The sequence below is a fragment of the Comamonas endophytica genome, from assembly GCF_023634805.2.
Taxonomy (GTDB): Bacteria; Pseudomonadota; Gammaproteobacteria; order Burkholderiales; family Burkholderiaceae_C; genus Comamonas; species Comamonas endophytica.
In genome coordinates this window covers 1,979,487-1,999,646 of the sequence record NZ_CP106881.1, presented here as the reverse complement: position 1 = coordinate 1,999,646, position 20,160 = coordinate 1,979,487, and the positions used below count along the sequence as shown (strand labels likewise).

The following is a 20,160-nucleotide window of genomic DNA, read 5'->3' as shown; positions in this document are numbered from 1 at the left end:
GAGAGAGCAACATGTCGATCTATATCAACAAAGACACCAAAGTCATCACCCAGGGCATCACCGGCAAGACGGGCCAGTTCCACACCGAGAAGTGCCAGGAATACGCGAACGGCAAGAACTGCTTCGTCGCGGGCGTGAACCCGAAGAAGGCCGGCGAGTCGATCTTCAACATCCCCATCTACGGTTCGGTCAAGGAAGCCGCCCAGCAGACCGGCGCCACCGTGTCGGTGATCTACGTGCCGCCCGCAGGCGCTGCCGCCGCGATCTGGGAAGCCGTCGAAGCCGACCTGGACATGGCGATCTGCATCACCGAAGGCATTCCCGTCCGTGACATGCTGGAAGTGCGCAACCGCATGAAGGCCAAGGAAGCCGCCGGCGGCAAGAAGACCCTGCTGCTGGGCCCCAACTGCCCCGGCCTGATCACGCCCGACGAGATCAAGATCGGCATCATGCCCGGCCACATCCACAAGAAGGGCCGCATCGGCGTGGTCTCGCGCTCCGGCACGCTGACCTATGAAGCCGTGGCCCAGCTGACCGAACTGGGCATCGGCCAGTCGTCGGCCGTCGGCATCGGTGGCGACCCGATCAACGGCCTGAAGCACATCGACGTGATGAAGGCGTTCAACGATGACCCGGACACCGACGCCGTGATCATGATCGGCGAAATCGGCGGCCCCGACGAAGCCGAAGCCGCACAGTGGTGCAAGGCCAACATGAAGAAGCCCATCGTCGGCTTCATCGCTGGCGTCACCGCGCCTCCGGGCAAGCGCATGGGCCACGCCGGCGCGCTGATCTCCGGCGGCGCCGACACGGCCGATGCCAAGCTCGCCATCATGGAAGAGTGCGGCTTCACGATCACCCGCAACCCGTCGGAAATGGCGCGTCTGCTCAAGGGCCTGATCTGATCCACGGCGGCTGACGCCCTCTCCCGGGCCGCGCCGCATGGCGAGCCCGGGAAACCCAAGGATGGATGCTTCGTGCGCTGCAACGGCGCGCAGGCGCCATCCTTTTTTTGCGCCCGCATGGCGGCAGATACCTACAGCGCAAGATGCGTTACGCTCTCATGCTGCGATGCGCTGCCGCATACAGACTGCAGGGCCATCCCATCCCCCGGACAATTTGCCTTGCGCGCTTGCGCATCGCCCTACCCTGCCTACCCTGCCGTGCTTCTGAGTTTCCGCCGATCTCCCCTGCCTGCCCCCCAGTGGCGCTACGCTTGCGTGCAGCGCACCGACCCCGGCCTGGTGCGCGCCAACAATGAGGATGCGGTGCATGCCGGGGCCTGCGGCGACTGGTCCGTGGCGGTGCTGGCCGACGGCATGGGCGGCTACCGGGCCGGCGAGGTGGCGAGCGCCCTGGCGGTGCAATGCATCGTGCAGTGCCTGCAGCACAGCGCCATGCAGCTGCCGCCGCAGACCCTGCCGGCGCGCATGGCGGCCGTGCACCGGGCGCTCGAGCACTGCGTGCACAAGTCCAACGCCGCCGTGCTTGCGCATGCGGACCGCCATGCCGAATGCACCGGCATGGGCACCACGGTGGTGGCCGCCGTCTTCACGCAGGACCGGCTGGTGGTGGCGCACCTGGGCGATTCGCGCGCCTATCTGTGGCGCCGCGGAACGCTGCGCCAGCTCACCCGCGACCATTCCTGGCTGCAGGAGCAGATGGACGCCGGCCTGCTCACCGCCGAAGCCGCGGCCCGGTCCGGACAGGGCCATCTGATCACGCGCGCGCTGGGCGTCGCCGCGCGCGCCCAGCCCACGCTGCACGAGGAGCCGCTCGAAGCCGGCGACCGGGTGCTGCTGTGCTCCGACGGCCTCAGCGACATGCTGGAAGCGCACGAGATCGCCGCGCTGCTGGCCCTGCCCCAGCCGCTGAGCCTGCAGGCCGACCAGCTGATCGCCCAGGCCAATGCCATGGGCGGCAACGACAACATCAGCGTCATCCTGGTGGCCGTCGAGCCCGCGCCCGACATCTGCGAAGGCTGATGGCACGCTCCATTCCTTGCGGCTAAACTCACGCTCGCGCGATAGCGCCGATACATCATCCGCAGGAGTCCGTGCATGCCCCGTCTGGTCATTTCAATTGATGGCGCCATCATCAAGGAAGTCGAGCTGACCAAGGAGCGCACCACGCTCGGGCGCCGTCCGTACAACGACATCGTGATCAGCAATCTCGCCGTGAGCGGCGAGCACGCGCTGCTGCATTGCGACAATGGCCGCGTGAGCGTCGAGGACCTGCAGAGCACCAATGGCACCTTCGTCAACCGGCAGCGCGTCACGCACCAGGACCTGCACCACGGCGACGTGCTGCAGGTGGGCCAATACCAGCTGCGCGTGGAACTCACGCCCGAGGAATACGAGGCATGGGGCGCCGCCGCATCGGCTGCGCAGCCGGCCTGCCTGCGGCTCGAGGGTCAGATGACGCGCGAAGTGGCGTTGGTCAAACCGGTGACCACGCTGGGCAAGCCGGGCGTGGCCGTGGCGTCGATCACACGCAGCGCCACGGGCTTCACGCTGGCGCGTGTCGAGGGGCCGGAAGGCAGCCTGCGCCTGAACGGCCAGGGCGTGGGGACCGAGGCGCAGGTACTGCGGCATGAGGACCGGATCGAGGTGGCGGGGAGCCGGCTGCAGTTTCTGCTTTTGCCGGTCTAGCTGAGCTCTAGCTTGTGACAGGTTTGGCGATTGCTGCAGAGCTTCTGACAACTTTGTCAGACAAGCTTGGCAAACTTGTCATGAAATATTTCAATCTCGCGACGATTGCAACCAGATTTTGCATGAGCGAGGGGTTGCTCCGTCAAGATGGTCATGGCACAACAATTGCTAATGTGGGTCACCTAATTTTTCCTCAGGAGCTTTCTATGAAGCGCAATATGCAGCAAGGTTTTACCTTGATCGAGCTGATGATCGTCGTGGCGATCATTGGTATTTTGGCGGCTGTGGCGTTGCCGGCGTATCAGGATTATTCCAAGCGTGCGCAGGTGTCGGAAGTGATCATGCAAGGTTCCAACTGCCGTACTACGATTACTGAAACATTCCAAGCAGGACGGACTGGCGCGACCATTGCAGCCAACGGCTGGGGATGCGAAAGAAATACGACTGCAAGCGCCACTGCAGCAGATGCCGCTAGCAGATTTGTTCTTTCTGTGACGACCACTGAACTGGCTAACCCGCCCGTCAATGGCAATGCTGTCGTGACAGTGACGTCGCAAGGCATCGCCAACAAGGCCGACAATACCACTGGCGGTCAGATTCGTTTTGCTCCTTGCGCTGACCCTTCTGCTACCACTTTTGCAGCATGCACTCCACCGGCCATCGGTAGCAGCATTGGTACTTGGTTGTGTGGCCCTACGGCTACCAACGGTATTGCGCCTAAATTCCTCCCAGCTACTTGCCGCGCCACCGCAGGCACATAATGATGTGGGTTTTCAAATTTGAAGTAATACCAAATGAATTACCTATAGTTTGAAAACTATATCTCATGCATTTATCAAGGCCCTTTTGGGCCTTGATCTTTATTGGAAATTCCAGAAAATCTAAAATTCAGTTTTTGATATTTTCGTCTATCCTTAGGGACTTGCTTTAGGAGCTTTCAATGAAGTGCGTTCTCCAGCAAGGTTTTACCCTGATCGAAATAATCCTTGTCGTCGCAATCCTTGGTGTCTTGACAGCCATGGCATTGCCCGCCTATCAGGATTACACAATCCGCGCCCGGGTCATTGAAGGATTGAATCTGGCAGCCGCCGCCAAGGTCGCTGTCGAAGACATATTTTCTACTGTCGGCACAACGGGTGTTGCCAGCTATGGCGGCACCGCATCCACGACCGCCGCAAGCTCAGGCCAGACATCGTATGCCTACGAATATGCTGCTGGCTCCAATGTGGCGTCGATCACCATTGCTGCAATTCCTGTTCTGGCAACTCCTGCAATGGAGGACGGGCAAATCGCGATTACCTATGCGGCAAACGTAGGCTCGGCACTGGGCGCGCCTCTTTTGCTGACGCCTGGCAGTGGTGGCGTGACCGATTCCGCATTTCCTGCCGCTCCCATGCGTTTATCACAGCCCATCGTGTGGGGTTGTGGTATTGCCAATGCGGCAGCGCTCAAATATCTACCAGCAAACTGCCGGTATGTTGTACCTTGAAATCCAACTCAAGTACTGGCCGTTCATCCTTCGACAAGCTCAGGACAAACAGTGATAGAGGATATGGGCCTGCCTAGCTAGCCCCCTCGCAGCGTAGAAAATTTCAAGAAGAACTGAAAACCTATGCCTCACCCCACCTGCCAGCTCCCCGACTTCCCCCCATGCTTCTCCAGCACCCGCACCCCATTGATCGTCATCCCCCGATCCACGGCCTTGCACATATCGTAGATCGTCAGCAATGCCACCTGTACGGCCGTCAGCGCTTCCATCTCCACGCCCGTCGGACCCACGGTTTCCACCGTGGCGCGGCACGCGACGGCGTTGCCGGCTTGCAGCAATTCGAACTCCACGGCCACGCGCGTCAACGCCAGCGGATGGCATAGCGGAATCAGCTCGCTGGTCTTTTTCGCGGCCATGATGCCCGCGATCCGGGCGACCCCCAGCACATCGCCTTTTTTGGAATTGCCCGAGGCGATCAGCGCCAGCGTGGCCGGCAGCATCTCGATGCGGCCCTCGGCGATGGCGACGCGGTGGGTGGCGGGCTTGGCGGCGACGTCGACCATGTGGGCCTGGCCCTGGGCGTCGAAATGGGTGAGCGGAGAGATCATGGTGGTGAGGACGGGCACAGCGCAACGCGGGTGTCCGACGGAACGTTGAAGCAATCAGGGCATCATAGTGGGATGTGCCACTGCCGGCGCCGGCCCGGCCGGCGTTGTTTCCCGGGTTGCCAATATGCCTTCCTTGCGACGAAACCCTTTGAGCGCGCTGCTTGCGGCGGCGCTGGCCTGCGCGGCCCTGACTCCTCCTCCGGTCGCGGCCCAGCTGCAGTTGCCGACGCTGGGCGATGGCGCGTCCATCACCACCAGCGACGAGCGGCGCATGGGCGACCGCATCATCCGCTCGCTGTACCGCGATCCCGACTATCTCGAGGATGCGCCGCTGCAGGAATATATCGAGGGCATCTGGAAGCCGCTGCTGGCCGCGGCGCGCGCGCGTGGGGAGCTTTCGCCCGAGCTGGACGAGCGCTTCGCCTGGCAGATCCTGCTGGGGCGCGACCGCTCGGTCAATGCGTTCGCCCTGCCCGGCGGCTACTTCGGCGTGCACCTGGGGCTGGTGGGCGTGGTCGGCACGCGCGACGAGCTGGCCTCGGTACTGGCGCACGAGCTCAGCCACGTGAGCCAGCGGCATATCGCACGCATGATTTCCCAGCAGAGCCGGCATACGCCGCTGATGATGGCCTCGATGATCCTGGGCGCGCTGGCCGCGGCCAAGAGCCCCAATGCCGGGCAGGCGCTGATGATCGGCGGGCAGGCGCTGACGGCGCAGAACCAGCTCAATTTCTCGCGCGACATGGAGCGCGAAGCCGACCGCCTGGGCTATGGCCTGATGGCGCCCGCGGGCTTCGCGCCCCAGGGGGCGGTTGGCATGTTCGACCGGCTGCAGCAGGCCAACCGGCTCAACGATAACGGCAGCTGGCCCTATCTGCGCAGCCACCCGCTGACCAGCGAGCGTATTGCCGACATGCAGTCGCGCATCCCCGCGGGGCAGTCTTCGGCGCAGCCCACGCCTTCGCTCGAGCACCTGATGATGGCGGCGCGCGCGCGCGTGCTGTCGCGGCCCGGTGTCGACGTACTGCGCCAATGGGCGCGCCTGCCCGACTCCGGGGGATTTGCCGAGAAGGCGCAGGGCCAGCGCGTGGCGGCGCTGTATGCGGCGGTGCTGGCGCACATGCAGCTGCAGGACTGGGGCCCGGCGCGCGCCGGAATGCCGGCGCTGCTGGAGGCTCTGGGCAGCGATGCCGCAGGGCTGCGCCAGGCGGCGCTGCTGGCGGCCGAGCTGGAGCTGGCCGCGGGGCAGCCGCAGGCGGCGCTGGATGCGCTGGCACCGCTGGCGCAGGCCGAGGACAAGGCCGGCAAGCCCTCCAGGCCGGTGCTGATGCTGCGCACGCAGACCCTGCTGCGCCTGGGGCAGGCCCAGGGCATGGCCCAGCCGCTGCAGACCTGGGTCACGCTGTATCCGCGCGACGCGGCGGCCTGGCAGCTGCTGGCGCAGCTATGGCAGGCGCAGGGACAGCCGCTGCGCGCGCTGCGCGCCGAGGGCGAGGCCCAGGCGGCGCATTACGACTATGCGGCGGCGGTGGACCGCTTCCGCGCGGGCCAGGAACTGGCGCGCAAGAGCAGCGCGCAGAACGACCACTTCGAGGCCTCGATCATCGACACGCGGCTGCGCGCGACCGAAGAGCTGCTACGGGAACAGGCGGCGCAGCGCCGAATCGATGATTAGGCCCAGCGCCGAGTAGATCAGCGAGCCCAGGAAGGCCGCGCCGAAGCCGTTGACCTGTATGCCCTGGAGCACGCTGGCCGCGGCCCAGAACATCAGCGCATTGACGACGAACAGGAACAGGCCAAGCGTGAGCAGCGTCACGGGCAGGGTCAGCACGACCAGCACCGGCCGCACCACGGCGTTGAGCAGGCCGATGACCAGCGCCGCGATCAGCGCCGAGCCGAAACCGCTGATCTGCACGCCGGGATAGATCGCCGCCACCAGCAGCAGCGCGGCCGCATAGAGGAACCATTGAAGCAGGAGTTTCATGGGGGCAGCATAGCAGCGGGGAACGGCAGTAACCGAGAGGGCGGACCCAGCCGGGCGTCGATTGCGCCCGCATGGGCCTGCCCGGACCCTCAGACCATGGCCTCTTCCATCATCCACGCCAACAGGCTGCCCATGCCGGCAATGAGGCCCGAGGGGCCCCAGCGTTGTTGCTGCTGCGGCGCGGGCGCCTCGCGCTTGGGGCGGCGCGCGTCGACGACCTGGACCTGGCCGTAGGCCTGCTGCAGTTCGGCCAGCAGCTCGGGCAGGGGCTGGCGCGCGAGCAGCTGGGTCACATCGGCGGGTGCCGGTGCATTGGCGCACTGCAGGCTCGGCGCAAGCTGGGCGAACAGCTTGTCGGCCCACTGGTTGCGCCAGTTTTCCCGGGTCCGGTGGCTGGCCCACTTGCTGGCGCGGTGGGTCACGCGCGGTGCGCAGGCGACCAGCAGCCAGCGCGGGCCGGTGGCTTCGAAAGAGGTGGCCAGGGACGCGAGCAGCGGCGAGGCATGCTCCGCGTCATCCACATAGACAATGAAGGTGGGACGGTTCAAGAGATCTCCGATGAGGCTGCGCCAATGAAAAAGGCAGGCCCGAAGGGCCTGCCTCGGCAAGCAGGAAGGCCTGCGCCGGCATGCGCCGCAAGCTCTGCCGGCTTATACGTGGGCCGCGGGCTTGGGACGGCGCGAGGCAATGAACTTGCCGATCGCCAGCACCAGCAGTGCACCGAAGATCTGCGCACCATATTTCAGGGCGGTGGTCTGCTCCAGCTTGGGCATCCACAGCCACTTCTCGGTGTTGGCGAAGACCGGGTCGGACACCAGCATGCCGCCCGCGATCCAGCCCAGGAGCATGCCGCCGATGACGATGATGATCGGGAAGCGCTCCATCAGCTTGATGACCAGCTGCGAGCCCCAGACGATGATCGGGATCGAGATCAGCAGGCCCAGCACGACCAGCAGCAGCTGGTGTTCGCCAGAGCTCTGCGCGGCGCCGGCGATGGCGATCACGTTGTCCACGCTCATCACCAGGTCGGCAACGATGATGGTCTTGATCGCGGCAAACAGCTTGTCGCTGCCCTGGATGTTGTCGTGGCCTTCTTCGTCCGGAGCAATCAGCTTGACGCCGATCCAGACCAGCAGCAGCGCGCCGACGAACTTCAGGAACGGCAGGGCCAGCAGCGTCATGGCGAACGCGATCAGGATCACGCGCAGGATGATGGCACCCGCCGTGCCCCAGATGATGCCCTTGCGGCGCTGCTCCGGCGGCAGCTTGCGGCAGGCCAGTGCGATCACCACCGCGTTGTCACCACCGAGCAGGATGTCGATGATGATGATCTGCCCCAATGCTATCCAGAAGGGCGTATGCGTGAGGAAGTCCAAATCCATAAAAACCTCTTTGTCGAATGCCAAAAAGCAGCAGGCACCGGAAGGTGTCAAAGGCGCCTGCGCATCGGTTGGAAGCGGGTGTATGGACTCTCAAGCATCTCCCTGCGGCAGCCGCAGGCTGGAAGCCGGGCCGAAGGGAAATGCTTTGACAGACCATGACACCGGTCTCTCAAAGGTCTTGCTCGGCCCCGTATTGCACGGAACCCGGGAGGCCGGAAGCTTGCGCTTCGTATTGACGACCTCGACGCACAGCGATTTGCCGGCGCCGCCGGACATCGCATGAGAGCTACTCCCCTTCGAAGCTCGCGATTTAAACACATTTGGCAATGTTTTCGGCATAAAACCGTTTTTTTTGCCGGCCGACCACATTGCCTAAAGCCACAGCGGCATTGCGCCAGCGGGGCGGCGCTATCATCCGGGGCCGCATTGTTCGCACCTCCCATGGCAGGCATCCACATCACCGACATCGAGGCAGCCATCAACTACTGGCGCCGCAAGAAGCCCTCGCCCGACGGCGTGCTGCTGGCACCCGAAGCCCGGGCGCTGGCCGATGTCTACGCGCTGATGATCTACGCCCATGCCAGCGAGATCGACGCGGGCGAGGTCCCCGCGCATGCGCTGGCCGCCTGGCTCGCCTGGTACGACACTACGCCCGACACGCCCTGCATCGCCATCTGCTCGACCAGCCAGGGCGACGACCTGTGCAAGGGCTGCGGGCGCAGCTTCGAGGAAGTGCAGCGGTGGCCGGAGTTCGATCCGGTGAGAAAGCGCGCCGTCTGGCGGCGCATCATGCTCGAGAACAATGCCTGGCGTTTCAACCGCTATTCCGAGCGCGCGGCGGAGAACCGCTCGGGCAACGGCGGCTGAGGCGGCCGGATCACTTCCAGCGGATCGGCTCCACCACCACGCTGCCGAGCTTGCTGCTGAGCGTGATGCCGCCTTCCTGGATCGTCGCCTGCAGCTGCATGCTGCGCTCGGCCAGCTGGGCCAGCTCGGGGCCGGCTTCGGAGGGCAGGCGCCAGACTTCGAGCTTGGGCAGGCGGCTGAGCTTGCTTTCCATGCCGCGCCACCACACGTCGGCCGAATAGGCGAACGGATAGAGCAGCACCTGGTCCGACTTGCTGCAGGCCTTGGCAATGGGCTTGTCCTCGGGCTGGCCGACCTCGATCCACAGGCGCTTGCGGCCGGTGAAGTCGGTCAGCGAGACATCGGGGTCCTCTGGGTCGGACAGGCCGGCGCCGAAGCCCAGCGTCGCGTCGCCATGGCACAGGTCGTTGAGCTGATGCGCGTTGAGCGCCAGCGCGACCAGGCGCACCATCATGCGCTCGTCGGTCTCGCTCGGGTGGCGGGCCAGCGTCAGCGCATGGTCGGCGTAGTAGCCGTGGTCGATGTCGGCAATCTGCAGATTTGCCTTGAAGATGGTGGATTTGAGGGCCATGCGGGCGGGGCAGAAAAAAGAAATGATCCAGCTTGGATCAAAAGAAGGCTCTGCCCTGAAACGCCCTTCGACGGGGCCGCTGAGGCAGGCTCAGGGCGAACGGCGGGGAAGCGCGAGGCTTTCCTGACCGTTTGCTTGGCGAATGAAGGGAGCGCGCGCGGGGCGTTTTCCCAACCGTTCGTCCTGAGCCTGTCGAAGGATGGACGGGCATGTCGATGGTGGAACTCGGAGCTTACCCTTCTCGGGCCTATGCTCCGGATCAGGTCACTCAGACCCGGCGCGCCAGCTCCGCCGCCTTGCCTACGTAAGAGCCCGGCGTCATCGCCAGCAACCGGTCCTTGTCCGCCTGCGGAATCTCCAGCCCGTTGATCAGGCGATGCAGATCCTGCGCCTGCACGGTCTTGCCGCGCGTGACCTCCTTGAGCTTCTCATAGGCGCCCTGCACGCCATAGCGGCGCATGACGGTCTGGATCGGCTCGGCCAGCACTTCCCAGGCGTTGTCCAGGTCCTCGGCGAGCCGTTCCTCGTTCAGTTCGAGCTTGTTCAGGCCGGTTATCAGCGAGGTGTAGGCGAGCGTGGCGTAGCCCAGCGCCACGCCGATGTTGCGCAGCACCGTGGAGTCGGTCAGGTCGCGCTGCCAGCGGCTCACGGGCAGCTTCTCGGACAGGTGCTTGAGCAGCGCGTTGGCCAGGCCCAGGTTGCCTTCGGCGTTCTCGAAGTCGATGGGGTTGACCTTGTGCGGCATGGTCGACGAGCCGATCTCGCCGGCCTTCAGGCGCTGCTTGAAGTAGCCCAGCGAGACATAGCCCCAGATGTCGCGTGCCAGGTCGATCAGGATGGTGTCGGCGCGCGCCACGGCGTCGAACAGCTCGGCCATGTAGTCGTGCGGCTCGATCTGGATCGAATAGGGCTGGAAGGTCAGGCCCAGGCCGTTCGGCTCGGGGGTCTCGATGACCTTCTTGCTGAAGGCTTCCCAGTCGAATTCGGGCCAGGCCGACAGGTGGGCGTTGTAGTTGCCCACGGCGCCGTTCATCTTGCCCAGGATCCTGACGTTGGCGATGCGCTCGACGGCGGCCTGCAGGCGCACCACGACGTTGGCGATCTCCTTGCCGACGGTGGTCGGGCTGGCGGTCTGGCCGTGCGTGCGGCTGAGCATCGGCACGTCGGCGTACTGGTGCGCCATCTCGCGCAGCTTGAGCACGATGCGGTCGAGTGCCGGCAGCACGACCATGTCGCGGCCGACGCGCAGCTGCAGTGCGTGGCTGGTGTTGTTGATGTCTTCGCTGGTGCAGGCGAAGTGCACGAACTCGGCGGCCTTTTCCAGCTCGGGACGGGCTTCGAACTTCGACTTGATCCAGTACTCCACGGCCTTGACGTCGTGGTTGGTGGTCTTCTCGATTTCCTTAATGGCCTCGGCATCGGCTTCGCTGAAGTTCTTCACCAGGCCCAGCAGATAGGCGCGCGCGCCGGCGGACAGCGGCTTGAATTCCTCGAACCCGGCATCGGACAGCGCGATGAACCAGGCGATCTCCACCTGCACGCGGCGGTGCATGTAGCCTTGTTCGCTCATGATCGGGCGCAGGGCAGAGAGTTTGGCGGCGTAGCGGCCGTCGAGCGGGGAAAGGGCGGAGATAGTGGTCAGGCTCATGGGCCGCCATTGTAGGTGCCCGTACAAATCCCATGCGCGCATGGCTGCCGATAGAATCGTCCGACCGGCAGTTGCCCTGTCCCGAGCCATGGAAGTCGTCCCCTATGAAATTGATCGGCAGCACCACCAGCCCCTACGTGCGCAAGGTTCGCATCGTGATGGCGGAAAAGAAACTCGATTACCAGTTCGAGACCGAGGACGTCTGGGCCGCCGATGCCAGCGTCGGCGCGGCCAACCCGCTGGGCAAGGTACCGCGCCTGATGATCGAGGGCCATGAAACGCCGCTGTACGATTCGCGCGTGATCGTCGAATACCTGGACACGCTGTCGCCCGTGGGCAAGCTGCTGCCCCCGAGCGGGCGCGAGCGCGCCGACGTCAAGACCTGGGAGGCGCTGGCCGATGGCGTGCTCGACGCGGCCGTGCTGGCGCGGCTGGAGGCCACCTGGCCCGGGCGCGGCGAGGGCGAGCGCAGCCAGGCCTGGATCGGGCGCCAGATGGGCAAGGTCGAGGCCGGCCTGCAGGCCATGTCCAAGGCCCTGGGCGAAAAGCCCTTTTGCTGTGGCATCCACATGTCGCTGGCCGACATCGCCACGGGCTGCGCGCTGGGCTGGCTGGCCTTCCGCTTTCCGCAGCTGACCTGGCGCGAGGACCACCCGAACCTGGCGCGGCTTTCGGACAAGCTGGCCCAGCGGCCCAGCTTCAAGGACACCATGCCCGGCTGAAAGCACCGCAAAGGCAAGAAAAATGGCCACCTTGCGGTGGCCATTTCTCATGGCATAAAAAAGTTGCGAAGCATCCCGAAACGAATAAAGAGAGGGAGGGAGGAGAAGCGCTTCAGGGGGTCGATATGGATCGCGTCCAACAAAGGCTTCGCAACAGTAAACGGTTCATGGCTTTCGGGCATTGACCCGGACAAGTGCATGGATTGAGGATCAGTCTGAGGCAAAGTCCAAGGCTGTGCATTCCCAAAATGTAAGCAACTGCTTGCTGCCGCCAACAATCGTGCGCTCCTTCGCCCGCCTGCCCACCTCTCGCGTTTCAATGCCTTGCGAGCGGAATCCCCCCGGGTCCGGAGCCCTGGAAGGCGTAGCGCCCCCAAGGCATTTGTTGAATTTCTAACGTTTGTTTTCAAATATGCGCGCTCAGCCCCGGGGTCGGGCAGGGTTCGACGGCGCCGGGCACCCCGAAAACCGCGCGCCACAGCGCCAGTACCGCATCGCGGTGGGGCGCGGCCTTGAGCGCATCGATCTTGCCGCTGGCCTCGTCCAGCCGCGCGTTGTGCTGGATGCGGCGCAGCGCGCGGTAGGCATCGGCCGCGGCCTGGCCCACCCCCTCGGGCAGCAGGCCGCATTGCTCCGCATGCCGCAGCAGCGCGATATTGCCGGCGTTGCACATCAGCTGCGGATGCTCGCCCGAGCACAGCAGCACCAGGTACTGCACCGCGAATTCCACGTCCACCATGCCGCCCGGGCTGTGCTTGACGTCGAACAGCTCGCCGCGCGCCGGGTGCGCGGCGCGCAGGCGCGCGCGCATGGCGACGATCTCGGCGCGCAGCAGCTCGGAGTTGCGCGGCGCCGAAATGACCGCCTCGCGCACGGCGTCGAAACGCGCGCGCAGCATGGCGCTGCCGAGCACGAAGCGCGCGCGCGTCATGGCTTGGTGTTCCCAGGTCCAGGCGGTGTTGCTGCCGCGCTGCTGCTGGTATTTGGCATAGGCATCGAAGCTCGTGACCAGCAGGCCCGAGCTGCCGTTGGGGCGCAGCGCGGTGTCGATCTCGAACAGGTCGCCCTCGCCGGTCTTCACCGTGAGCCAGTTGATCAGCTTGCGCACCAGCGCGGCGTAGACCTCGGGGGCGCGCTCGTCGTCGTCATCGAACACGAACACGATGTCCAGGTCGCTGCCATAGCCCAGCTCCTTGCCGCCGAGCTTGCCGTAGCCGATGATGCCGAATTCCGGCTGCTCGCGGTGGCGGCCCTTGAGGCGCTCCCAGCACCATTGCACGGTGACGCGCAGCACGCTGTCGGCCAGCGCGCTCAGGTCGTCGGCCACCTGCTCGACGCTGATCCGGCCCTCGACGTCGCGCGCCAGGGTGCGGAAGATCTCCGCGTGGTGGGCGCGGCGCAGCAGGTTCAGCAGGGTTTCGTCGTCGTCCTCGCCGGTGGTCTGCAGCGAAGCCAGGCGCAGCGCCAGCTCGCGCTCGAAGTCGGCGGCGACGAAGCGGTCGGTCAGCAGCGCATCGCCGGCCAGCTCGTCGATGACGCCCGGATGCTGCAGCAGGTAGCGCGCCGGCCAGCGCGCCGCGCCCAGCAGGTGCAGCAGGCGCTCGTGCACCGCGGGCCGCTCGAGCAGCAGCGCCAGGTAGCTCTCGCGGCGCATCAGCGGCTCGAGCCAGTTGATCAGGCGCACCGCCGCTTCCTCGCCGACGCTGCCGTCGGCCACCCACTGCGAGGTGCGCTGCACCAGGCGGAACAGCCGCGCGCGGGTTTCGTCGCGCAGGCTGGTCAGGCGCGGGTGGTCGCGCCACTCGGCCACGCGTGCCGCCATGCGGGCCGGCATCTGCGCGATCAGGTCGTCGACCTCCTGCGGAGAAGCCACGGTGAGCGCGCGCGGGCCGTTGCACTGGCCGCTGCTGCACCGGGGCGCGTTGCCGCCGAGCAGGGTGTCGAATTCCTCGGCCACGAGCTCGCGGTGGGCATCGAGCTGGTGCAGGAAGGGGCTGCAGTCGGGGTAGCCCATGGTCTGGGCGATCCACAGCAGGTCGTCGTCGCGCGTGGGCAGCACATGGGTCTGCTGGTCGTCGAGGTACTGGATGCGGTGCTCGACCTGGCGCAGGAAGGTATAGGCCTGGGCCAGCGCCGCGGCCGTTTCGTCAGACATCAGCCCGGCGCGCGACAGCCGCTGCAGCGCCTCCAGCGTGGGCCGGCAGCGCAGCTCGGGAAACTGCCCGCCGCGCACCACCTGCAGCAGCTGCACCGTGAATTCGATCTCGCGGATGCCGCCGCGCGAGAGCTTGACGTCGTTGGCGCGGCCCGGGTGCCCGGCGCTGCGCTTGGCCGCGTGCTCGCGGATCTGGCGGTGCAGCGAGCGCAGCGCGTCGAACACGCTGTAGTCGAGATAGCGGCGAAAGACGAAGGGCAGGATCACGGCGCGCAGCCCCTGGACCTCGGGCGCGCGCACCGCCTCGCGCGGCGCCACCACGCGGCTCTTGAGCCAGGCGAAGCGCTCCCATTCGCGGCCCTGGGTCTGCAGGTAGTCCTCGAGCGCGGCCAGCGACACCGCCGGCGGGCCGGAATTGCCGTTGGGCCGCAGCGCCAGGTCGACGCGGAACACGAAGCCATGCTCGGTGACCTCGCCGATCAGCCCATAGATGATCTTGACCGCGCGGGTGAAGTATTCATGGTTGGAGATGCGTCCGCGCCCGTCGGGCTGGCCGGTGGTCTCGCCCTCGTGCTCATAGACATAGATCAGGTCGATGTCGCTGGACACGTTGAGCTCGCGCGCGCCGAACTTGCCCATGCCGACGATCCACAGCGGCACCGGCTGGCCCTCGGGGCCGGTGGGCGCGCCGTGGCGCTCGTCCAGTTCCCTGCGCGCCTGGATGCAGGCGCGGTCCAGCGCCACTTCGGCCAGCCAGGTCACGGTCTGCGTGACCACCGCCAGCGGCGCCTGCTGCGCGCAATCGAGCTGCATCAGCCGCTCCATGACCAGCTGGCGCAGCACGCGCAGCGCCGCGCCCGGATCCATCCCCTGGCGGCTCAGCGCATCGAGCGCCTGTTCCATGCCGGCGCGCGACGGCACGCCCGCGGGAAACAACGCCAGCTCCGCTTCGTAGCGCCGATGTAAGCGTTGGTAAAAGCGCGAGTGCGCCAGGCGCGAAACGGCTTCGGGAGCCGGCTGGGAAGGAGAATAGTCTACGGTCTGCATGCGCAATACAGGAATAGCGGCGGACGGGGTGCCAACCGACGCCGCACTTGGCGACCGCGGGTGATAATTCCCGGCATTGACCTGCCCACCAATGATCGAACCTCAACCGCACCCCTCACGCCTCATCCACTGGATGGCGCGCGTTGCGCGGTGGTCACTGGGATTGCTGCTGGCCTTCTGGCTGCTGCTGGCCACCGTGTGGGGGGTGCTCCATTGGGTCATTGTGCCGAAAATCGGCGAGTACCGTCCGCAGCTTGAAACCCTGGCCGCGCAGACCCTGGGGATACCGGTGCGCATCGGCAGCCTGACGGCGCGCAGCGACGGGCTGATGCCGGTCATCGAGCTGGGCCAGGTGGCCCTGCTCGACGCGCAGGGCCGCATGGCGCTGTCGCTGCCGCGCGTGGTGGCGGCGGTGTCCCCGCGCTCGCTGCTGCGCCTGGGCGTGGAGCAGCTGTACATCGATGCCCCCCGGCTCGAGGCGCGGCGCGATGCGGCGGGCCGGCTGTGGATCGCCGGCCTGGCGCTGCCCGATGCCGGCGAAAGCGACAGTCCCGCCGCCGACTGGCTGTTTTCCCAGAACGAGATCGCCATCCGCGGCGGCGCGCTGCAGTGGACCGACGAGCTGCGCCAGGCGCCGCCGCTGGCGCTGCGCGATGTCGATCTGGTGGTGCGCAACCGCGGCTGGCGCCACCATCTGCGGCTCGATGCCACGCCCGACAGCGACTGGGGCGCGCGCTTCAAGCTGATGGCGCGGCTGCGCGAGCCGCTGCTGTCCACCCACGAGGGCAACTGGCGCCACTGGAGCGGGCAGGCCTATGCCGACTTCACGCAGCTCGACGTGGCGCGGCTCGGCCAGTACATCGATCTGCAGGGCGCAAGCGTCTCCCAGGGCCGCGGCGCGCTGCGCGCCTGGATCGACCTGCAGCGCGGCCAGGTCGCGAAGCTCACCACCGACCTGCTGCTGGACCAGGTGGAGACCCGATTGCGAGCCGACCTGGCGCCGCTGGCGCTGCGCGCGCTGCACGGCCGGCTGAGCCTGGAGCGGCTGCCCGGCGGCTTTGCGCTGCACGGCCAGTCGCTGGGCTTCGAGACCGGCGACGGCCTGCGCTGGCCCGCGGGCCAGTTCACGCTGCGCCACAGCCGGGCCGACGCCGCCGCGGCCGAACTCGGGCCACTGGGCGAACAGGGCGAGTTGCGCTTCGAGCAACTCGATCTGGCCATTGCCGCGCAGCTGGCCAGCCGCCTGCCGCTGGAGGACGCGGCGCGGCGCCAGCTGCTGGCGCTGGCGCCGCGCGGCCAGGTGAAGGCGCTGCAGGCGAGCTGGCGCGGGCCGATGGCCAAGCCGCTGCAGTACCAGGTCAGCGGCGAGATCAAGGACCTGGCGCTGGCGCCGCAGCCCGCGGCCGCGGGCGCGGGTGTTCCCGGCGTCGAGGGCCTGCAGGCGCAGTTCACGCTCGACCAGTCGGGCGGCTCGGCGCAGCTCGGCATGGCCGGGGGCAGGCTGCATTTTCCCGGGGTGTTCGAGCAGCCGGCGCTGCCGCTGAACCATCTGAGCACGGCGCTGCACTGGCAGTTGCAGGGCGAGCAGATCGAAGTCCAGGCGCGCGGGCTGCGCTTCGGCAACGCCGACACCGAAGGCGAGGCCGAGGCCCGCTGGTACACGGGCCGGGAACCGGGGGCGCGCTTTCCCGGCGTGCTGGCGCTCAGCGGCACGCTGCGCAACGCCGACGGCAGCCGCGTGCACCGCTACCTCCCGCTGGAGATCCCCGCCAGCGCGCGCCACTACGTGCGCGACAGCGTGCAGAGCGGGCGTGCCAGCCGGGTGCGCTTCAAGGTCGAGGGCGACCTGGACAAGCTGCCATTCAAGGAGCCGGGCACGGGCGAATTCCACATTGCCGCCGATCTGCATGACGTGACCTATGACTATGTGCCGGCCTCGGTGCAGTCGGCGCAAGCCAAGCCCTGGCCGGCGCTGACCGGGCTGTCCGGCACGCTGGTGTTCGACCGCGCCTCGATGGCCGTGCGCGATGCCCAGGCGCGCGTCGCCGGCCACCCGCGGCTGCAGCTGCAGCAGATCCAGGCGCGCATTCCCGATCTGGCCCACACCCGCGTCGACGTACAGGCGCAGGGCCGCGGCGAGCTGGCCGAGATGCTGGGCTTCGTGGCCGGCTCGCCGGTGGCCGGATTCACCGAGCATGTGATGGACAACGCCCAGGCCAGCGGCGCGGCGCAGCTGCAGCTGCGGCTGGACCTGCCCATCGACCATCTGGAGCAGTCGAAGGTGCAGGGCAGCGTGGCGCTGGCCGGCAACAGCCTGCGGCTGATGCCCGAGGTGCCGCTGCTGAGCCAGATGCGCGGCAGCGTGCAGTTCTCGGACACCGGTTTTTCCGTCTCCGGCCTGCAGGCCCAGGCGCTGGGCGGGCCGGTGCGCTTCGATGGCGGCCTGCAGCTGCTGCCCGACTCGGCGCCCGCGACGCAATCGCCCCTGGCGCTGCATGCCAGCGGCACGGCCAGCGCCGAAGGGCTGCGCGAAGCGGCGGAGCTGGGCGTGCTGGCAAGCATCGCGCAGGTGGCGCAGGGGCAGGCGGAATATGCGCTGGACCTGGGCCTGCGCCGCGGCACGCCCGAAGTCATCGTCACCAGCAACCTGCAGGGCCTGGCACTGGACCTGCCGCGCCCGCTGGGCAAGCCCGCGGCGCAGGCGCTGCCGCTGCGCTTCGCGCACACGGTGGCGGCTTCGGCGCTGGTGCCTGCCAGTGGCGGCGAGCTGCCGGCGCTGCAGGATGAAATCGCGCTGCAGTGGGGCGATGTCGCCAGCGTGCGCTACCTGCGCGAGGCGGACAAGGTGCTGCGCGGCGCGCTGGCCGTCGGCAGCCCGGTGCCGCCGCTGGCGCTGCCCGCGCGCGGCGTGCATGCCCAGGTGGCGCTGGCCGACATCGATACCGGCGCCTGGCAGCAGGCGCTGCAGCGCATGCGGCCGGACGATGCGGCGGCCCCGGTGGCCACGGACGCCGAAGCGCAGGCCGCGCTGCAATCCTATCTGCCCGACACCGCCAGCCTCAGCGCCAGGAGCCTGAGCGCCGGCGGCCGCACGCTGCATGCGCTCAGCGCCAGCGGCACGCGCCACGGCGGGCTGTGGACGGCAAAGGTCGATGCGCAGGAGCTCAGCGGCTTCATCGAGTACCGCGAAGGCCATCCGGCCGATCCCGCGGGCCAGGTCTATGCGCGGCTCGCGCGGCTGTCGATACCGGAAGGCGCGGCCAGCAGCGATGCCGAGCCGCTGCTGAGCCAGCAGCCGCGCAGCCTGCCGGCGCTGGACATCGCGGTCGAGGCGCTGGAGCTGTTCGGCCGGCCCATGGGACGCTTCGAGGTCCAGGCACGCAACCGCGAAAGCCCCGCCGACCCCGCGCGGCGCGAATGGCAGCTGACGCAGTTCAACATCACCGCCCCCGAGGCGCGGCTGCATGCCACCGGCAGCTGGTCGCTGCAGCCGGGCGTGCCGGCGCGGCCGCGCACGGCGCTGCGCTTCGCGCTGGAGATCGGCGACGCGGGCGCGCTGCTGACGCGCCTTTCCATGCCCGGCGTCATAAGCAACGGGCGCGGCCGGCTCGACGGCGAGATGGCCTGGCGCGGCTCGCCGCTGGCGCCCGACTACCACACGCTCAACGGCCAGATGCACCTGGACATGGCCTCGGGCCAGTTCCTGCAGGCCGAGCCCGGCCTGGCCAAGCTGCTGGGCGTGCTGAGCCTGCAGGCGCTGCCGCGGCGCCTGACGCTGGACTTCCGCGATGTCTTCAGCAAGGGCTTCAGCTTCGACTTCGTGCGCGGCGACGTGCAGATCGCGCAGGGCATCGCGCGCACCAACAACCTGCAGATGAAGGGCGTCAACGCCGCGGTGCTGATGGAGGGCGAGGCCGATATGCACCATGAGACGCAGAACCTGCATGTCGTGGTGGTGCCCGAGATCAACGCCGGCACCGCCTCGCTGGTGGCCACGGCCATCAACCCGGTCGTGGGCGTGGGCACCTTCCTGGCGCAGATGCTGCTGCGCGGGCCGCTGATCGCGGCCACCACCAAGGAGTTCCGCATCGACGGCTCCTGGACCGACCCCCAGGTCAACGCCATTCCCGGCACATCCCGGCTGCGTGCAGCAGGCGCGGCCACCGACCCAGGAGACAAGCCATGAAAGTCGCCGCCCTGCAGATGGTGTCCACGCCCGACGTGGCGCAGAACCTCGCCGCCGCGCGGGAGCTGCTGCGGCAGGCGCAGGGCGCGGGCGCGGAGCTTGCCGCCCTGCCCGAATACTTCTGCGCCATGGGCCTGCGCGACACCGACAAGCTCGGCTACATGGAAGCCATCGGCCGCGGCCCGATCCAGGAGTTCCTGGCGCAATCCGCGCGCGAATTGGGCCTGTGGATCGTCGGCGGCACGCTGCCCCTCGAAGCCGGGGATGCGCAGCACGTGCGCAACGCCACGCTGGTGTTCTCGCCCGCGGGCGAATGCGTCACGCGCTACGACAAGATCCACCTGTTCCGCTACGACAACGGCCGCGAGCGTTACGACGAGGCGCAGGTGATCGCGGCCGGCCAGGCGCCGGTGCATGTGGACATGACCGACCGCAGCGGCACGTCCTGGCGCCTGGGGCTGAGCATCTGCTACGACCTGCGCTTTCCCGAGCTGTACCGCGCGCATGCGCAGCAGGGCTGCGACCTGCTGCTGGTGCCCAGCGCCTTCACCCACACGACGGGCGAGGCGCACTGGGAAGTGCTGCTGCGCGCCCGCGCCATCGAGAACCAGGCCTATGTGCTGGCGCCCGCGCAGGGCGGCCGGCACCCCAACGGGCGCCATACCTGGGGCCACAGCATGCTGGTCGACCCCTGGGGCCAGGTGCTGGGCGTGCGCGATCAAGGCCCGGGCCTGGTGCTGGGCGAACTCGAGCGCGGGCGCCTGGCGCAGGTGCGCGCGCAGCTGCCCGCGCTGCAGCACCGCATCCTGTGACGCATAGACGATGAGCTTCCTTGGATCCTCCCCCGGCG

Annotated in this window: 17 protein-coding genes; 10 read left to right on the top strand and 7 right to left on the bottom strand. The window is 67.4% G+C overall.

Translation table 11 applies throughout. The features are described from left to right. Positions 1-11: 11 nt before the first annotated feature. The 5 genes from sucD (at position 12) to M9799_RS08905 (ending at position 4,140) form a co-directional block, all read left to right on the top strand. Positions 12-905 carry a succinate--CoA ligase subunit alpha gene (gene sucD / locus M9799_RS08930; RefSeq protein ID WP_231042801.1) on the top strand — a complete coding sequence of 298 codons (894 nt, stop codon included), beginning with the start codon at positions 12-14 and terminating at the stop codon, positions 903-905. Between the two features lie 315 nt (positions 906-1,220). After that, a complete protein-coding gene (locus tag M9799_RS08925; protein WP_250621331.1) occupies positions 1,221-1,985 on the top strand; it encodes a Stp1/IreP family PP2C-type Ser/Thr phosphatase in 765 nt (254 codons plus the stop codon). A 75-nt stretch (positions 1,986-2,060) separates the two neighbouring features. Then, on the top strand, positions 2,061-2,651 hold the full coding sequence (locus M9799_RS08920; RefSeq protein WP_231042803.1) for an FHA domain-containing protein: 591 nt from the start codon (positions 2,061-2,063) through the stop codon (positions 2,649-2,651). Between the two features lie 23 nt (positions 2,652-2,674). Further along, positions 2,675-3,412, top strand: coding sequence for a pilin (locus M9799_RS08915; protein ID WP_318530276.1), 738 nt, complete (start codon positions 2,675-2,677; stop codon positions 3,410-3,412). Positions 3,413-3,591: 179 nt separating this feature from the next. After that, complete coding sequence (locus M9799_RS08905; protein ID WP_304505202.1) at positions 3,592-4,140, top strand: pilin; 549 nt, start codon at positions 3,592-3,594, stop codon at positions 4,138-4,140. A 128-nt stretch (positions 4,141-4,268) separates the two neighbouring features. On the opposite strand, the gene moaC is transcribed toward M9799_RS08905, so the two are convergent. Beyond that, positions 4,269-4,745 carry a cyclic pyranopterin monophosphate synthase MoaC gene (moaC, locus tag M9799_RS08900; protein WP_231043226.1) on the bottom strand — a complete coding sequence of 159 codons (477 nt, stop codon included), beginning with the start codon at positions 4,743-4,745 and terminating at the stop codon, positions 4,269-4,271. 127 nt (positions 4,746-4,872) lie between these two features. Between moaC and M9799_RS08895 the strand changes: the two genes are divergently transcribed. Beyond that, on the top strand, positions 4,873-6,423 hold the full coding sequence (locus M9799_RS08895; RefSeq protein ID WP_231042804.1) for a M48 family metalloprotease: 1,551 nt from the start codon (positions 4,873-4,875) through the stop codon (positions 6,421-6,423). On the opposite strand, the gene M9799_RS08890 is transcribed toward M9799_RS08895, so the two are convergent. From M9799_RS08890 to M9799_RS08880, 3 genes are all read right to left on the bottom strand, one after another. Continuing rightward, positions 6,385-6,732 (bottom strand): phage holin family protein, encoded by a 348-nt coding sequence (locus M9799_RS08890; RefSeq protein ID WP_231042805.1) that lies wholly within the window; start codon positions 6,730-6,732, stop codon positions 6,385-6,387. The two genes, M9799_RS08895 and M9799_RS08890, sit on opposite strands and share 39 nt — an antisense overlap. Positions 6,733-6,821: 89 nt before the next feature. Beyond that, on the bottom strand, positions 6,822-7,280 hold the full coding sequence (locus M9799_RS08885) for a P-loop NTPase family protein (RefSeq protein ID WP_231042806.1): 459 nt from the start codon (positions 7,278-7,280) through the stop codon (positions 6,822-6,824). A gap of 102 nt (positions 7,281-7,382) precedes the next feature. Next, positions 7,383-8,114, bottom strand: coding sequence for a TerC family protein (locus tag M9799_RS08880; RefSeq protein WP_231042807.1), 732 nt, complete (start codon positions 8,112-8,114; stop codon positions 7,383-7,385). 441 nt (positions 8,115-8,555) lie between these two features. Here M9799_RS08880 and M9799_RS08875 point away from each other — a divergent pair, with 441 nt between their 5' ends. Beyond that, complete coding sequence (locus M9799_RS08875) at positions 8,556-8,981, top strand: DUF3717 domain-containing protein (protein WP_231042808.1); 426 nt, start codon at positions 8,556-8,558, stop codon at positions 8,979-8,981. A 10-nt stretch (positions 8,982-8,991) separates the two neighbouring features. Here M9799_RS08875 and M9799_RS08870 read toward each other — a convergent pair whose 3' ends face one another. Then, positions 8,992-9,552 carry a YaeQ family protein gene (locus tag M9799_RS08870; RefSeq protein WP_231042809.1) on the bottom strand — a complete coding sequence of 187 codons (561 nt, stop codon included), beginning with the start codon at positions 9,550-9,552 and terminating at the stop codon, positions 8,992-8,994. A gap of 268 nt (positions 9,553-9,820) precedes the next feature. Continuing rightward, positions 9,821-11,200, bottom strand: coding sequence for an adenylosuccinate lyase (gene purB, locus M9799_RS08865; RefSeq protein ID WP_231042810.1), 1,380 nt, complete (start codon positions 11,198-11,200; stop codon positions 9,821-9,823). A 104-nt stretch (positions 11,201-11,304) separates the two neighbouring features. Between purB and M9799_RS08860 the strand changes: the two genes are divergently transcribed. Continuing rightward, entirely contained in the window at positions 11,305-11,922 is a 618-nt protein-coding gene (locus M9799_RS08860; RefSeq protein ID WP_231042811.1) for a glutathione S-transferase family protein, read from the top strand. A gap of 406 nt (positions 11,923-12,328) precedes the next feature. Here the strand turns inward: M9799_RS08860 and glnE are convergent, their stop codons facing one another. After that, positions 12,329-15,124, bottom strand: a complete 2,796-nt coding sequence (glnE, locus tag M9799_RS08855) for a bifunctional [glutamate--ammonia ligase]-adenylyl-L-tyrosine phosphorylase/[glutamate--ammonia-ligase] adenylyltransferase (protein WP_231042812.1) — start codon at positions 15,122-15,124, stop codon at positions 12,329-12,331. A gap of 91 nt (positions 15,125-15,215) precedes the next feature. Here glnE and M9799_RS08850 point away from each other — a divergent pair, with 91 nt between their 5' ends. Together M9799_RS08850 and M9799_RS08845 are read left to right on the top strand one after the other, a co-directional pair. Then, positions 15,216-19,310: a YhdP family protein gene (locus M9799_RS08850; RefSeq protein ID WP_231042813.1), complete on the top strand. Its 4,095-nt coding sequence runs from the start codon at positions 15,216-15,218 to the stop codon at positions 19,308-19,310. Further along, entirely contained in the window at positions 19,307-20,122 is an 816-nt protein-coding gene (locus tag M9799_RS08845) for a carbon-nitrogen hydrolase family protein (protein WP_231042814.1), read from the top strand. The genes M9799_RS08850 and M9799_RS08845 overlap by 4 nt, the downstream gene beginning before the upstream one ends. The last annotated feature ends 38 nt before the right edge of the window (positions 20,123-20,160 follow it).

Excerpts from the sequence above, each read along its gene's own strand:
- M9799_RS08845 (WP_231042814.1), top strand. The coding sequence starts at position 19,307 with ATGAAAGTCGCCGCCCTGCAGATGGTGTCCACGCCCGACGTGGCGCAG.
- M9799_RS08890 (WP_231042805.1), bottom strand. The coding sequence starts at position 6,732 with ATGAAACTCCTGCTTCAATGGTTCCTCTATGCGGCCGCGCTGCTGCTG.
- M9799_RS08870 (WP_231042809.1), bottom strand. The coding sequence starts at position 9,552 with ATGGCCCTCAAATCCACCATCTTCAAGGCAAATCTGCAGATTGCCGAC.
- glnE (WP_231042812.1), bottom strand. The coding sequence starts at position 15,124 with ATGCAGACCGTAGACTATTCTCCTTCCCAGCCGGCTCCCGAAGCCGTT.
- M9799_RS08920 (WP_231042803.1), top strand. The coding sequence starts at position 2,061 with ATGCCCCGTCTGGTCATTTCAATTGATGGCGCCATCATCAAGGAAGTC.
- purB (WP_231042810.1), bottom strand. The coding sequence starts at position 11,200 with ATGAGCCTGACCACTATCTCCGCCCTTTCCCCGCTCGACGGCCGCTAC.
- M9799_RS08850 (WP_231042813.1), top strand. The coding sequence starts at position 15,216 with ATGATCGAACCTCAACCGCACCCCTCACGCCTCATCCACTGGATGGCG.
- M9799_RS08895 (WP_231042804.1), top strand. The coding sequence starts at position 4,873 with ATGCCTTCCTTGCGACGAAACCCTTTGAGCGCGCTGCTTGCGGCGGCG.
- M9799_RS08875 (WP_231042808.1), top strand. The coding sequence starts at position 8,556 with ATGGCAGGCATCCACATCACCGACATCGAGGCAGCCATCAACTACTGG.
- M9799_RS08905 (WP_304505202.1), top strand. The coding sequence starts at position 3,592 with ATGAAGTGCGTTCTCCAGCAAGGTTTTACCCTGATCGAAATAATCCTT.
- M9799_RS08880 (WP_231042807.1), bottom strand. The coding sequence starts at position 8,114 with ATGGATTTGGACTTCCTCACGCATACGCCCTTCTGGATAGCATTGGGG.
- M9799_RS08860 (WP_231042811.1), top strand. The coding sequence starts at position 11,305 with ATGAAATTGATCGGCAGCACCACCAGCCCCTACGTGCGCAAGGTTCGC.
- sucD (WP_231042801.1), top strand. The coding sequence starts at position 12 with ATGTCGATCTATATCAACAAAGACACCAAAGTCATCACCCAGGGCATC.